General features: G+C 70.7%; 16 protein-coding genes. 12 read left to right on the top strand and 4 right to left on the bottom strand.

Annotation, left to right across the window (positions count from 1 at the left end; all coding sequences use genetic code 11):
- Window positions 1–20 precede the first annotated feature (20 nt).
- Genes ABZ098_RS27280 through ABZ098_RS27270 form a run of 3 tightly spaced genes read left to right on the top strand, consistent with a single transcriptional unit; the run spans window position 21 to window position 1,396 of the window.
- Window positions 21–626 (top strand): type 1 glutamine amidotransferase family protein, encoded by a 606-nt coding sequence (locus ABZ098_RS27280; RefSeq protein WP_356595420.1) that lies wholly within the window; start codon window positions 21–23, stop codon window positions 624–626.
- The gene (locus tag ABZ098_RS27275; RefSeq protein WP_356595418.1) at window positions 623–1,081 is read left to right on the top strand and encodes a helix-turn-helix domain-containing protein; all 459 of its coding nucleotides are present in this window, start codon (window positions 623–625) and stop codon (window positions 1,079–1,081) included. The genes ABZ098_RS27280 and ABZ098_RS27275 overlap by 4 nt, the downstream gene beginning before the upstream one ends.
- A 57-nt stretch (window positions 1,082–1,138) precedes the next feature.
- Window positions 1,139–1,396, top strand: a complete 258-nt coding sequence (locus tag ABZ098_RS27270) for a hypothetical protein (protein ID WP_356595416.1) — start codon at window positions 1,139–1,141, stop codon at window positions 1,394–1,396.
- 40 nt (window positions 1,397–1,436) lie between these two features.
- On the opposite strand, the gene ABZ098_RS27265 is transcribed toward ABZ098_RS27270, so the two are convergent.
- Window positions 1,437–2,162, bottom strand: a complete 726-nt coding sequence (locus ABZ098_RS27265; RefSeq protein WP_356595414.1) for an SLATT domain-containing protein — start codon at window positions 2,160–2,162, stop codon at window positions 1,437–1,439.
- A gap of 251 nt (window positions 2,163–2,413) precedes the next feature.
- Between ABZ098_RS27265 and ABZ098_RS27260 the strand changes: the two genes are divergently transcribed.
- The 4 genes from ABZ098_RS27260 to ABZ098_RS27245 all read left to right on the top strand — a co-directional run bounded on the left by ABZ098_RS27260 (window position 2,414) and on the right by ABZ098_RS27245 (window position 4,656).
- On the top strand, window positions 2,414–2,761 hold the full coding sequence (locus ABZ098_RS27260) for a YbaB/EbfC family nucleoid-associated protein (protein WP_028809102.1): 348 nt from the start codon (window positions 2,414–2,416) through the stop codon (window positions 2,759–2,761).
- Window positions 2,762–2,846: 85 nt separating this feature from the next.
- On the top strand, window positions 2,847–3,446 hold the full coding sequence (gene recR, locus ABZ098_RS27255) for a recombination mediator RecR (RefSeq protein WP_020124031.1): 600 nt from the start codon (window positions 2,847–2,849) through the stop codon (window positions 3,444–3,446).
- A complete protein-coding gene (locus ABZ098_RS27250) occupies window positions 3,439–4,095 on the top strand; it encodes a DUF5063 domain-containing protein (protein ID WP_356595411.1) in 657 nt (218 codons plus the stop codon). Before recR ends, ABZ098_RS27250 begins: the two co-directional genes overlap by 8 nt.
- Window positions 4,096–4,239: 144 nt before the next feature.
- The gene (locus tag ABZ098_RS27245; protein WP_356595409.1) at window positions 4,240–4,656 is read left to right on the top strand and encodes an SsgA family sporulation/cell division regulator; all 417 of its coding nucleotides are present in this window, start codon (window positions 4,240–4,242) and stop codon (window positions 4,654–4,656) included.
- Window positions 4,657–4,692: 36 nt separating this feature from the next.
- Here ABZ098_RS27245 and ABZ098_RS27240 read toward each other — a convergent pair whose 3' ends face one another.
- Window positions 4,693–5,412 carry a sulfite exporter TauE/SafE family protein gene (locus ABZ098_RS27240; protein ID WP_356595407.1) on the bottom strand — a complete coding sequence of 240 codons (720 nt, stop codon included), beginning with the start codon at window positions 5,410–5,412 and terminating at the stop codon, window positions 4,693–4,695.
- Between the two features lie 144 nt (window positions 5,413–5,556).
- On the opposite strand from ABZ098_RS27240, the gene ABZ098_RS27235 reads away from it, so the two are divergent.
- Window positions 5,557–6,057: an SgcJ/EcaC family oxidoreductase gene (locus ABZ098_RS27235; RefSeq protein ID WP_356595405.1), complete on the top strand. Its 501-nt coding sequence runs from the start codon at window positions 5,557–5,559 to the stop codon at window positions 6,055–6,057.
- On the opposite strand, the gene ABZ098_RS27230 is transcribed toward ABZ098_RS27235, so the two are convergent.
- Window positions 6,023–7,378 carry a HAMP domain-containing sensor histidine kinase gene (locus ABZ098_RS27230; RefSeq protein WP_356595403.1) on the bottom strand — a complete coding sequence of 452 codons (1,356 nt, stop codon included), beginning with the start codon at window positions 7,376–7,378 and terminating at the stop codon, window positions 6,023–6,025. The genes ABZ098_RS27235 and ABZ098_RS27230 overlap by 35 nt on opposite strands.
- The gene (locus ABZ098_RS27225; RefSeq protein WP_356595401.1) at window positions 7,375–8,061 is read right to left on the bottom strand and encodes a response regulator transcription factor; all 687 of its coding nucleotides are present in this window, start codon (window positions 8,059–8,061) and stop codon (window positions 7,375–7,377) included. Before ABZ098_RS27225 ends, ABZ098_RS27230 begins: the two co-directional genes overlap by 4 nt.
- A gap of 203 nt (window positions 8,062–8,264) precedes the next feature.
- Between ABZ098_RS27225 and ABZ098_RS27220 the strand changes: the two genes are divergently transcribed.
- From ABZ098_RS27220 to ABZ098_RS27205, 4 genes are all read left to right on the top strand, one after another.
- A complete protein-coding gene (locus ABZ098_RS27220; RefSeq protein WP_356595398.1) occupies window positions 8,265–9,542 on the top strand; it encodes an aspartate kinase in 1,278 nt (425 codons plus the stop codon).
- On the top strand, window positions 9,539–10,591 hold the full coding sequence (locus tag ABZ098_RS27215) for an aspartate-semialdehyde dehydrogenase (protein ID WP_356595396.1): 1,053 nt from the start codon (window positions 9,539–9,541) through the stop codon (window positions 10,589–10,591). Before ABZ098_RS27220 ends, ABZ098_RS27215 begins: the two co-directional genes overlap by 4 nt.
- A 375-nt stretch (window positions 10,592–10,966) precedes the next feature.
- Window positions 10,967–11,632, top strand: a complete 666-nt coding sequence (locus ABZ098_RS27210) for a SigE family RNA polymerase sigma factor (RefSeq protein WP_078960181.1) — start codon at window positions 10,967–10,969, stop codon at window positions 11,630–11,632.
- Between the two features lie 131 nt (window positions 11,633–11,763).
- A complete protein-coding gene (locus ABZ098_RS27205) occupies window positions 11,764–12,795 on the top strand; it encodes a hypothetical protein (protein WP_356595394.1) in 1,032 nt (343 codons plus the stop codon).
- The last annotated feature ends 22 nt before the right edge of the window (window positions 12,796–12,817 follow it).

Here is a 12,817-nt window from a genome sequence, read left to right as displayed (position 1 = left end):
CATTTCGACAGCATGTTGTCATGAATGCCAAACCCGTGCATCACGCCGTGTACGACACCTACGCCGACTGGGAGACGGGCCACGCCACGGCCTACCTCGCCCGTGCCGGGTACGAGATCCGTACGGTCGGGCCGTCGCGCGAGCCGGTGACGTCCATCGGGGGACTGCGGGTGCAGCCCGCGTGCGCCCTGGACGACGTACGGCCCTCCGACAGCTCCCTGCTGGTCCTGCCGGGCGCCGACCTCTGGGACTCCGGCGACGACCTGGCCCCCTTCGCCCGCAAGGCGCGGGAGTTCCTCGACGCCGGGGTGCCCGTCGCCGCGATCTGCGGGGCCACCGCGGGGCTGGCCCGCGAGGGGCTGCTCGACGACCGCGACCACACCAGCGCCGTGTCCTTCTATCTGGCGGCCACGGGGTACGGCGGCGGCGAGCGGTACGTCGACGCGGACGCCGTGACCGACGGCGGCCTGATCACCGCCGGACCCACCGAGCCCGTCGCCTTCGCCCGGGAGGTCTTCCGGCTGCTCGGGGTGTACGAGGGCGAGGTGCTCGACGCCTGGTACCGGCTGTTCCACGACTCCGACCCGCAGGCCTACGCCGTGCTGGAGAAGGCGGCCGCGCGGTGAGCCGGGAGCGGCAGGAACTGCTCAGCCGCAGCGCGCTCGGGGTGTTCCGGCTCAACGGCCAATTCCTCGCTGTCGCCGATGAGTTGGCCGGGCCCTCCGGACTCACCGCGGCCTGGTGGCAGGTGCTCGGGGCGGTGCTGCCGGAGCCGCTTCCGGTCGCCGGGATCGCCCGGGAGATGGGCATCACGCGGCAGAGCGTGCAGCGGATCGCCGATCTGCTGGTGGAGCGGGGGCTGGCCGAGTACCGGCCCAACCCCGCCCACCGCCGCGCCAAGCTCCTCGCGCCGACGCAGGAGGGGCTGGCCGCCGTGCACCGGATCGACCCGGGGCACACGGCCTTCGCCGACCGGCTCGCGGAGGCCTTCGGGGAGGCCGAACTCGCCGAAGCGGTGGAGATGTTGGAGCGGCTGTCCAAGGTGCTCGATCAGCTCTCGACGAGCGGCGGACGGACGTAGACACTGGTCTTCTGTCGCGCAGGTGTGCGGGCGCGCGGTCTCGGGGGAGGGCCTGCGATGGAGGAACACGGCTCCGCCGGCCCGGCGGACGGCGAGGGGCGGGGCCACACCCGGGAGCGGCCGTCGCCCGGCACCTACCTGACGCCCTACTCGGCGGAGACGGATCCGGAGGCGGGGCACCGCAGCCGTGCCGTCACGGCGGCACTCCTCGCGGTCGCCCTCGTGGTGGCGCTCGGTGCCGGCGGCACGGTCTACGCCGTCCTGCACGACGAGGGCCCCGACGCGGCACCGACGGCCCCCGCGATCTCGCCCTGAAGCCGCACCCCCGTACTCCCGGGGGCCGCCCGGCCCTGCCTCACCGCGGCTCCGGCGGACGCTGGCGGGGCATGTTCGGGCGGGCCGGAGGACCCGGGGGGAGCGGGAAGCGGCCCTGGGTGCCGCCCGGGTCCTGGCGCCCCCCGGACGTCACCGCGCCCTGGATGCCCATCGGCGCGGAGCCGTTGCGGAACTCCACGATCCAGTCGGCCGTCTCGACGCGGATCAGCTCCGTCACGTCCTCGGAGAAGCGGCGCAGGACGCCCAGGCAGCGCTCCGTGGCCTCGGCGGCCGTGCCCTCCGTGGGGCCGAGCACCTCACGGACGCTCTCCGAGGCCCAGTCGAACTGGAGCGCCTGGAGGCGGCGCTGCACGGCCTGCGCGGTGGCCACGTCCCTTATCCAGCCGGAGGTCAGCCCGAAGAAGCGGTCGACGGCCACGCAGGCCACCGCGAGGAGGAGGGCCAGATACCCCCAGGGCGCGATGTCCGCCCCCACCACTCCCGTCAGCCCCAGCAACGGCAGCACGGCCCCGGTCACCGCCCCCGCCGCGGCCCCGCCCCGCAGGGCCCGCGCACAGCGTCGTTTCCCCACCCGGTCCGCGAGATACCAGGACGCCGCCTCCAGCGCCCCGTGCTCCACCCACCGGTACAGCTCGTCCAGCCGCACCGCGGGCTCGCCCCAGTCACCGAGCGGAAACGTCCGCCCGGCCAGATCGGCCCGTCCGTCCTGAGGCGGGCCCTCGGGCTGCATCTCCGGCTGACCCACCCGGCGCTCCCTACTGATCGGTCACCCTGCGTGACGCCTGATGCTGATGTGCCGGACCCTTCCTACCGCCCAATGGGTGGCGAAGGGGGTCCTTTGGTTGCTTTTCCGCTCGGAAGAGGGCCTTGATCAGGTATAGGACTCCAGGTCGACTCACTCGAAAGAGTGCTGGGGCGACGCCCGTCCCGACCACGTAGGCTCGTGCCAGGGAGGAAAACCTCGCCCGCACAGCCGTACCGACACAGGAGCTGATCGTGATCCCCGGTGGTGGCCAGCCCAACATGCAGCAGCTGCTCCAGCAGGCCCAGAAGATGCAGCAGGACCTGGCGAACGCGCAGGAGGAACTCGCCAGGACCGAGGTCGACGGCCAGGCGGGCGGGGGTCTGGTGAGGGCCACCGTCACCGGCGCCGGCGAGCTGCGCGCGCTGAAGATCGACCCGAAGGCGGTGGACCCGGAGGACACCGAAACGCTCGCCGACCTGATCGTGGCGGCCGTGCAGGCGGCGAACGAGAACGCCCAGACCCTCCAGCAGCAGAAGCTCGGCCCCCTCGCCCAGGGCCTCGGCGGCGGCGGAAGCGGTATCCCCGGCCTGCCCTTCTAGGGCCCGTCAGGGGGCCTGTCTTTCTAAGACGGTGTCGGCCAACTAGCGTACGTATCGCAAGGAATCCAGGAAGGACGGCAGTCCGTTGTACGAAGGCGTGGTCCAGGACCTCATCGACGAACTGGGGCGGCTGCCCGGCGTCGGTCCCAAGAGCGCCCAGCGGATCGCTTTCCACATCCTCCAGGCGGAGCCGACGGACGTACGTCGTCTCGCGCAGTGCCTGATGGAGGTCAAGGCGAAGGTCCGCTTCTGCGCGACCTGCGGCAACGTCGCGCAGGAAGAGCTGTGCAACATCTGCCGCGACACCCGCCGCGACCTCTCCGTCATCTGTGTGGTGGAGGAGCCGAAGGACGTGGTCGCGATCGAGCGCACCCGGGAGTTCCGTGGCAAGTACCACGTCCTGGGTGGCGCGATCAGCCCGATCGAGGGTGTAGGTCCCGATGATCTGCGCATACGAGAACTGTTGGCCCGGCTGGCCGACGGGACGGTCACGGAGCTGATCCTGGCCACCGACCCGAACCTGGAGGGCGAGGCCACGGCGACGTACCTCGCCCGCATGATCAAGCCCATGGGCCTCAAGGTCACCCGCCTGGCCAGCGGCCTCCCGGTGGGTGGCGACCTGGAATACGCGGACGAGGTGACCCTCGGCCGCGCCTTCGAGGGGAGACGACTCCTAGATGTCTGACGCCACACTGCACGCTGCCCAGGACCCCGACGACTTCGCGGTCCAGATCGCCGACCAGGTCGAGAGCTTCCTGGTGGCTGTCATGGAGGTGGCGAAGGGCGACGAACCCGACTCGGCCGTCCCCTTCCTCCTCCTGGAGGTCTCCCAGCTCATGCTGGCCGGCGGCCGCCTGGGCGCCCACGAGGACATCGTCCCCGACGAGCGCTACGAGCCCGACACGGGCCCGGACGCCGACGTGGACGAACTGCGCGAGAACCTGGCCCGGCTGCTGGAACCGATCGACGTCTACTCCGAGGTCTTCGACCCCTACGAGCCCCGCAAGGCCCCGGTCCCGGCCCGTATCTCCGACGACCTGACCGACGTCATCACCGATCTGCGCCACGGCATGGCCCACTACAAGGCGGGCCGCACCTCGGAGGCGCTGTGGTGGTGGCAGTTCTCCTACTTCTCCAACTGGGGCTCCACGGCGTCCGCGACCCTGCGCGCCCTCCAGTCGGTGGTGGCGCACGTGCGCCTGAACCAGCCGCTGGAGGAACTGGACGGTCTCGACACGGACCAGGCGATCGGCGACGAGACACTGGAGTTCGAGGCGGGCAAGGTGATGGTGGAGGAGATCGCGGGCCCGCTGGGACTGCGCCCCGCCCCGTAGGGGCTCTTGAACAGTGGTTCCTCCGCTCGATGTGACACGAGTCATACGAGGAGGCTCAGGAACGGCGTAATGCGCGGGTGCCCGGGGTGGTCTCACCGCACGACGGCCACACCCGGCCCGTGTCCCCGCCCCTTGGAGCCCCTCATGCACGTCACCCTCCAGCAGCCGACAGGTGCCCGCCTGATCACGGCCACGGACCACGAACTCGCGATCCCCGCGACCCTGCGCTACACCTCCGCCGACCCGCCGGCCGTGCACATCGACTTCCCGCCCCACGTCACGGTCGACGGCGAGGTCACGACATGGTCGTTCGCCCGCGTCCTGCTGGGTGAGGGGCTGCGGGCCCCGGCCGGCATCGGCAACGTCCGTGTCCGTCCGGCCGGTTCGGCCCACACGTACGTGGAGTTCCACGCCGCGCAGGGTGTCGCCGTCCTCCGTTTCACCACCGCCGACCTGACCCGCTTCCTGGCCCGCACCTACACGGTCGTGGCCCCGGACGAGGAGACCGTGGGCGCGGAACTGGACCAGGGGCTGGTGGCGCTGTTCGGGGGGCGGGTGTGATCCGCGCCTGTGACCGGAGGCCCGGGCGTCAGGGGGTCACAGGCCCCACAGTCCCTTTCCCAGGGTGGTGACCCCGCCCGTCAGGGCGAGCAGCAGCACCAGCAGACGGGCCCGCCGCTCCGGGATGCGGGAGGCGAGGCCCTTGCCGATCAGGCCGCCCGCGCCCATCGCCGCGCACACCAGGACCCATTGGGTCCGGCTCAGGCCCGGCATCCCGTTCGACCACACCGAGAACGCGTTCACGATCACGCCGTAGAACATCGCGTTCGGGACGAACTCCCGTACCGTCCAGCCCGCGTTGACGGCGTAGAGGGAGAACGGCGGGCCGCCCACGCCCGCCGCCGCGTTCATGAACCCGCCCGCCGCGCCCGCGAACACGGCGCCTCGGGTGCCGTGCAGAGCGGCCGTCCTCGCGCCCCGCATGACGAGAAGCACCGCCACCGTCACCAGGCCGCCCATCACCAACAGCAGCCAGGACTGGGGGAGTTGGTGGGTGACCCAGCTGCCCGCCGGGACCGCGCAGGCCGCCGCCAGGCAGAAGGGGAGCATCGCCCGGGGGCGCACCAGACGCAGGCCGCCCGCCAGGCCGACCAGACAGATCACGCCGGCCGCGCAGTTGGCGAGGATCACCCCCTGCGCCGGGCCGAGGAGAAGGACCAGGGTCGGTACGCAGACCAGCGCGAAGCCCATCCCCGTGAGCCACTGCACCGAGGAGCCCAGCAGCACGATGGCCGCCAGAAGCACGTCACCTGTCATGGGAACGGTGTACCCCACGGTCACCCCGCGTGAATTGGGCAACCCCTGTCTCTGCGCTGTATCTCGGCTGCACGGGCCCTAACCAGCGAAAAGAGAGGCTGGAGTCAGTTCACAGCACCACCTCTCACCGCACTGGAGACAGCGATGACCCGTCGTTCCATAACCAAGCGCGCAGCCATCGTCACCGCCGCCGCCGTGGTCGCACTCGGCACCGTCGGCACCGTCGCTGCCACCGCCGGTCCCGAGCACGCGAAGAAGCCCTCCACGAAGCAGATCACCACGCTCTTCGACACCTGGAACGCGACCCTGCAGACCGGCGACGCCGACAAGGTCGCGGACCTGTACGCCAAGAACGCGGTGCTCCTGCCCACCGTCTCCAACAAGGTCCGCACCAACCACGCGCAGATCGTGGACTACTTCGAGCACTTCCTCCAGAACAAGCCGGTCGGCAAGAAGGTCAAGACGATCGTCAACGTCCTCGACAGCGACTCCGCCATCGACACCGGCGTCTACGAGTTCACGCTCACCGACCCGAAGAGCGGCGCCAAGAGAGTCGTCGAAGCCCGCTACTCGTACACGTACGAGAAGCTGGACGGCGTGTGGAAGATCGTCAACCACCACTCCTCGGCGATGCCCGAAGGGTGATCTCCACCCTCAGCCCGCCCCCCGGCGCGTCCGCCAGTGTCACGGTCCCGCCGTCGTCGGTCACCAACTGCCGGACGACGGCGAGGCCGAGGCCCGAACCGGAGCGCCCGGTCAGGCCCTGACCCCGCCAGAAGCGGTCGAAGGCGCGGGACTTGTCGGCATCGGACATGCCGGGTCCCTCGTCGAGGACCGACAGCACCACCGTGTCCGCCCGGGACTCCACCTCGACGGTGATCCGCCCGCCGTCGGGTGAGACCTCCAGGGCGTTCGAGAGCACGTTGTCCAGCACCTGGTCGAGATGACCGGGGCTGGCCAGCACAGACGGCCGGTCGTCGACAACACTCCCCCTGAGCGCGATGGTGACTCCGCGCTCGTCGGCGGCCGGCCTCCACACCGCCAGCCGTTCGTCCACGATGTCCCTCAGCGGCAGCGGCTCCGCGGCGGTCACCTTCGCCTCCGCCCGCGCGAGCACCAGCAGCCCGTTGACCAGGCGGCTCATCCGGACCACCTCCGCCGTCGCCTGCTCCACGTCCTCCCGTACGAACTCGTCGTCCACCCCGTCCGCGATGTTGTCCAGCGACAGGCGCAACGCGGTGAGCGGGGTGCGCAGTTGATGGGACGCGTCCGCCACGAAGATGCGCTGCGAGGCCACCAGCGTGTCCAGGCGTTCGGCGCCCTGGTTCAGGGTGCGGGCGAGCGTCTGCGTCTCCGGCGGGCCCGTCACCGGGGAACGCGCGGTGAGGTCGCCGTCGCTGAACTTGCTGGCCATGGAGTTGAGTTCGCGCAGCGGGGCGGTGATCCTGCGGGCGGCGAAGGCGCCGATCGCGGCGGCCGCCGCCAGGACGAGGACCGCGAGTGCGGCCCGGAAGCCCCAGATCTGCCACAGCCGCCTGGTCATGTCCGAGGTCGAGTAGACGATCCGTACGGCCGCGTCGCCCTCGGCCGGGACGGTGACCGTCAGGTTCTTGCCCCAGATGAAGTCGGAGCCCCAGTCGGTGGTCGGGTCGTCGTCCCGCACGGCCCGGGTCAGCGCCGCGTCGGCCGCGGGCCGGGGCAGGTCCGGGGCGCAGCGGCCGGTGGGGGTCACCTCGACATCGCCGGGTGTCTCCTCGCCGTACGCCTTGGCCACCCGCTCCAGCGCGCCGCACGAGGTCGGGTCGCCGTTGCCCAGCAGCAGGGCCATGGTGTTGGCCTCCCGCAGGACGGACAGCCTGGTGTCGCCCCGCAGTTGATCGGTGAGCGTGAAGGCGACCGGCACCGTGAACAGGAAGATGGCCACCGCCACCAGCAGGATGTAGCTCCGGATGAGCTGCCGGTTCATGAAGCCCCGTCGTCCTTGGCGATCTCCAGCCGAAAGCCCACGCCCCGGATCGCCTCGATGACGACCGCCCCGGCGAGCTTGCGCCGCAGCGCCGCCACATGCACGTCCAGCGTCTTGGTCGGCCCGAACCAGTTGGCGTCCCAGACCGCCTCCATGATCTGCTCGCGCGACATCAGCGCGCCCGGCTCCTCGGTGAGGAAGGCCAGCAGGTCGTACTCCTTGGGGGCGAGGGGCACCTCCTCGCCGTCGAGCCGGACCCGGGCGGCCTTGCGGTCGATGGTCAGGCGGGAGCCGTAGGTGTCGGGACCCGCCGCGGCGGCCTCGGTACGGGGCTGCGCGCGCCGCATCACGGCCCGTATCCGCGCGATGACCTCCCGGACCCCGAACGGCTTGGACACGTAGTCGTCGGCGCCCAGCTCCAGGCCCACCACCCGGTCCGTCTCGTCGCTGCGCGCGCTGATCACGATGATCGGCACGTCACCGCGCTCGCGCAGCGCCCTGCACACGTCGAGGCCGTCGGTGTCGGGCAGACCGAGATCGAGCAGGACGACGTCGTAGGGGCCCTGGTGGCCGAGGGCGGCCCCGCCGGTGGAGACCCACTCCACCTCGAACCCGTACCGGATCAGGCCCCGCCTCAGGGACTGGGCGACCGGCTCGTCGTCTTCCACCAGTAGTACGCGCACAGCCGCACCTTAATCCTTGAAACTTAATTCACACCCGCCACATGGGCCGCACAGGGCCATGTGACGCGGTGCACTTTTCCCGGGGTGCGCGAATGGGCATGCGCTGACCTGGGCGTCCGAATCTCACGATGCGATACCGCGGAGGTGAATTTCGGGCGCTCGTTAAACTGAGCCGACACACACGGACTGAGCGAGGAGCGCACGTGGGCCTTGTCGTGCAGAAGTACGGAGGCTCCTCCGTAGCCGATGCCGAAGGCATCAAGCGCGTCGCCAAGCGAATCGTCGAAGCGAAGAAGAACGGCCACCAGGTGGTCGTCGTCGTTTCCGCGATGGGCGACACGACGGACGAGCTGATCGATCTCGCCGAGCAGGTATCTCCCATGCCTGCCGGGCGTGAGTTCGACATGCTGCTGACCGCCGGAGAGCGGATCTCCATGGCGCTGCTGGCCATGGCGATCAAAAACCTGGGCCACGAGGCCCAGTCCTTCACCGGCAGCCAGGCCGGTGTCATCACCGACTCGGTCCACAACAAAGCCCGGATCATCGACGTCACGCCGGGCCGTATCCGTACGGCCCTCGACGAGGGCAACATCGCCATCGTCGCCGGCTTCCAGGGCGTCAGCCAGGACAAGAAGGACATCACCACGCTCGGGCGCGGTGGCTCCGACACCACCGCCGTGGCGCTCGCGGCCGCCCTCGACGCCGAGGTCTGCGAGATCTACACCGACGTCGACGGCGTGTTCACCGCCGACCCGCGCGTGGTGAAGAAGGCGAAGAAGATCGACTGGATCTCCTTCGAGGACATGCTGGAGCTCGCCGCCTCCGGCTCGAAGGTGCTCCTCCACCGCTGTGTGGAGTACGCCCGTCGCTACAACATCCCGATCCACGTCCGGTCGTCCTTCAGCGGACTCCAGGGCACGTGGGTCAGCAGTGAGCCGATCGAGCAAGGGGACAAGAAGGTGGAGCAGGCCATCATCTCCGGTGTCGCGCACGACACCTCCGAGGCCAAGATCACGGTCGTCGGCGTGCCGGACAAGCCGGGTGAGGCCGCGGTGATCTTCCGTACGATCGCGAACGCCGAGATCAACATCGACATGATCGTGCAGAACGTCTCCGCCGCCTCCACCGGGCTGACGGACATCTCCTTCACGCTCCCCAAGGCCGAGGGCCGCAAGGCCATCGACGCCCTGGAGAAGAACAAGTCCGGCATCGGCTTCGACTCGCTGCGCTACGACGACCAGATCGGCAAGATCTCCCTCGTGGGCGCGGGCATGAAGACCAACCCGGGCGTCACGGCCGACTTCTTCACCGCCCTGTCCGACGCGGGCGTGAACATCGAGCTGATCTCGACCTCCGAGATCCGCATCTCGGTCGTCACCCGTGCCGACGACGTGACCGAGGCCGTCCGCGCCGTGCACAGCGCCTTCGGACTCGACTCCGACAGCGACGAGGCCGTGGTCTACGGAGGCACCGGCCGATGACCGTACGTCCGACGCTCGCGGTCGTAGGCGCGACCGGGGCCGTCGGCACGGTCATGCTCCAGATCCTGTCCCAGCACGCGGACATCTGGGGCGAGATCCGACTGATCGCCTCCCCGCGCTCGGCCGGCCGCAAGCTGGCCGTGCGCGGGGAGCAGGTCGAGGTGGTCGCCCTGTCGGAGGAGGCCTTCGACGGGGTCGACGTCGCCATGTTCGACGTACCCGACGAGGTGGCCGCGCACTGGGCACCGGTCGCCGCCGCGCGCGGTGCCGTCGTCGTGGACAACTCCGGCGCCTTCCGGATGGACCCGGACGTGCCCCTCGTGGTCCCCGAGGTCAACGCGCACGCGGCCCGGATGCGGCCGCGCGGGATCATCGCCAACCCCAACTGCACGACCCTCTCCATGATCGTGGCCCTGGGCGCGCTGCACGCCGAGTTCGGGCTGCGCGAGCTGGTGGTGTCGAGCTACCAGGCGGTGAGCGGGGCCGGGCGGGCCGGCGTGGAGACCCTGCGCCAGCAGCTCTCCCTGGTCGCCGGCACCGAACTCGGCACGCACCCAGGTGACGTACGGCGGGCCGTCGGCGACAACACCGGGCCGTTCCCGGAGCCGGTCGCGCTGAACGTCGTACCGTGGGCCGGTTCGCTGCGCGAGGACGGGTGGTCCTCGGAGGAGATGAAGGTGCGGGACGAGTCCCGCAAGATCCTCGGTCTGTCCCGGCTGCCGGTCGCCGTGACCTGTGTGCGGGTCCCGGTGGTCACCGTGCACTCCCTCACCGTCCACGCCCGCTTCGAGGGCGAGGTCACCGTCCGCAAGGCGCGCGAGATCCTCGCCACCGCCCCCGGGGTCGTCCTCTTCGACGATCCGGCCGCCGGGGAGTTCCCCACCCCCGCCGACGTCGTCGGCACCGATCCCACCTGGGTCGGGCGGGTCCGGCGGGCCCTCGACGACCCCACCGCGCTCGAACTCTTCGTGTGCGGGGACAACCTGCGCAAGGGCGCCGCGCTCAACACCGCGCAGATCGCGGAGCTGGTGGCGGCCGAGTTCGCGTGACGCACGTCCCGCGGCGGATCCGCGGTACCTGGTTGTTCCTGCAACAAAAGCCCTGGCCGTGGCCGGAACCCTTTGTAGGATCTGTGTGCGACATGTGGTGCGACCAATAGTTCGTACCACTTGATCCCGGCGCCTGGGCGTCCGAAGATTTTCCTCCCCGCTCTCCGCAACCGCGCGAAGGGCGGGGAGCGTCTTTGCGAACGCCCTTTCAGGGGTGCGGGGATGCATGCGGGGCGTGGGGACGCCTCGGCCATTCAGGACACAGGGGAAGAGCGGGTAGGGCATGAGCGCGTTCGACGCACGGTCAGTTGTGCTGCCTGAGAGAAGATGGGCGGACGCGTACAACCCTCACCGGGGTGAGCGTGTCCAACTGTCGTGGCTCAGGTACTCGACTTCCCAGCCGCGCCGAGCGGCGCGGCCGTCCTCCGGCCCCGCCGGCCCGGGGCGCCCGGTGGCATGCCGGTGATCGCCCCCATGCCCGCAGCGCGGCCCGCCCGCATACCCAGTCAGCGTGACGGAGCCGAGTACGCCGAGGACACGGCGGCAGCCGGTACCACCGTCGACCACCTCACCGAGACCTACCGGGCGCACTACCGCTCCCTGCTGGGTCTCGCCGCCCTCCTGCTCGACGACACCGCCTCTTGCGAGGACGTCGTCCAGGAGGCCTTCATCCGCGTCCACTCGGCGCGCAAACGCGTCCGCGACCCGGAGAAGACCCTCGCGTACCTGCGCCAGACGGTCGTCAACCTCTCCCGCTCGGCCCTGCGCCGGCGCATCCTCGGACTCAAGCTGCTGTCCAAGCCGATGCCCGACATGGCGAGCGCCGAGGAGGGGGCCTACGACCAGCTGGAGCGTGACTCCCTCATCAAGGCCATGAAGGGCCTCCAGCGCCGCCAGCGCGAGGTCCTGGTCCTGCGCTACTTCGCGGACATGACCGAGGCCCAGGTGGCCGACACGCTCGGCATCTCGCTGGGCTCCGTCAAGGCGTACGGCTCGCGGGGGATCGCCGCGCTGCGGGTCGCCATGGAGGAACCGGTGTGAGCGGCGAAGGTGATTCAGACGGACGACGCCACGAGCCGTACGCGTGGCATGAGCCGACCCGGGACGGCGAGCACGAGCCGACCTGGGCGGCGCGGCAAGAGCACAAGCAATCGCACGCTGGGAACGGAACTGTGAATCAGGGCCCCGATGATCTGAGCTCCACGGGGGAGTTCGACTCGGACGAGCTGGCACTGCGACGGATGCTGCACGAGGCGGTCCAGGTGATGGAGCCGCGTGACGGCACCCTCGACCATCTGCGCAAGGCGGTGCCCGCCAGACGGGCGCGCAAGCGGCAGGCCGTCGTCGGCATGGCGGCCGCGGCCCTCTTCTTCGGCACCGCGATCCCCGCCGTCGTGCACGTCTCCTCCACCGGCACGAGCGCCAACACCTCCAACGCCGGGCACACCTCCCAGGTGCAGGGCGGCGCGGGCGGCCAGGGCAAGCAGGAGGACGGCGGCGAGTCCACCTCCGGCGGCTCCTCAGGCAAGACCGAGGACAAGGGCAAGGGCGAGACGAAGGGCGCCGACAAGGGCAAGTCCGCGGGTGCGTCCACCGGCGCGAGCAGCGGCACCGACCCGTCGGCCACGACCTCCACGAGCGCCCCGGTCTGTACGGCCGCGCAGCTCGGCACCCCCACGGCGAGCACCGCGGTGCCCGACGCCTCCGGGACGGTCTACGGCACGTTCCACGTCACCAACGGCTCCACCACCGCCTGCACGGTCACCGGCCCCGGCACCGTGACCTGGAGCGCGCAGGGCGCCGCCGACAGCAGCAAGATCAGCGCGGTCCGGCACGCGTCCGGCGACGCGGCCTCGGCCGGGCTGCCCGACCCGTCCCAGGAGGTCTCCCAGCTCCTGCTCCAGCCGGGGTCCTCCTACGACGTGAAGTTCGCCTGGGTGCCGTCCGAGACCTGTCCCACGACGGAACCCTCGACCGACCCCACCCCCGATCCCACGACCTCCCCGGACGCCTCCGCCGGTGACGGTTCCTCCACCGGCGGCGACACCGGCACCTCCACCCAGCTCATCACGGAGGACGGCACGGCCGACGGCAGCGTCCTGGTGACGAACACGGCGGAGGGCGGCGGACCGTCGGTGTCCACGACGGTGTCCAACGCCTGTGCGGGAGTCGTGTACTGGACGGGCGTGCTCACCTCGTCGTGACCGCGTGAACGGCCCCGGACGG

It is taken from the genome of Streptomyces sp. NPDC006335 (assembly GCF_040612795.1).
Taxonomy (GTDB): Bacteria; Actinomycetota; Actinomycetes; order Streptomycetales; family Streptomycetaceae; genus Streptomyces.
This window is presented reverse-complemented; position numbering and strand designations above follow the sequence as displayed.

Excerpts from the sequence above, each read along its gene's own strand:
- ABZ098_RS27280 (WP_356595420.1), top strand. The coding sequence starts at position 21 with ATGAATGCCAAACCCGTGCATCACGCCGTGTACGACACCTACGCCGAC.
- ABZ098_RS27270 (WP_356595416.1), top strand. The coding sequence starts at position 1,139 with ATGGAGGAACACGGCTCCGCCGGCCCGGCGGACGGCGAGGGGCGGGGC.
- ABZ098_RS27250 (WP_356595411.1), top strand. The coding sequence starts at position 3,439 with ATGTCTGACGCCACACTGCACGCTGCCCAGGACCCCGACGACTTCGCG.
- ABZ098_RS27245 (WP_356595409.1), top strand. The coding sequence starts at position 4,240 with ATGCACGTCACCCTCCAGCAGCCGACAGGTGCCCGCCTGATCACGGCC.
- ABZ098_RS27240 (WP_356595407.1), bottom strand. The coding sequence starts at position 5,412 with ATGACAGGTGACGTGCTTCTGGCGGCCATCGTGCTGCTGGGCTCCTCG.
- ABZ098_RS27235 (WP_356595405.1), top strand. The coding sequence starts at position 5,557 with ATGACCCGTCGTTCCATAACCAAGCGCGCAGCCATCGTCACCGCCGCC.
- ABZ098_RS27230 (WP_356595403.1), bottom strand. The coding sequence starts at position 7,378 with ATGAACCGGCAGCTCATCCGGAGCTACATCCTGCTGGTGGCGGTGGCC.
- ABZ098_RS27215 (WP_356595396.1), top strand. The coding sequence starts at position 9,539 with ATGACCGTACGTCCGACGCTCGCGGTCGTAGGCGCGACCGGGGCCGTC.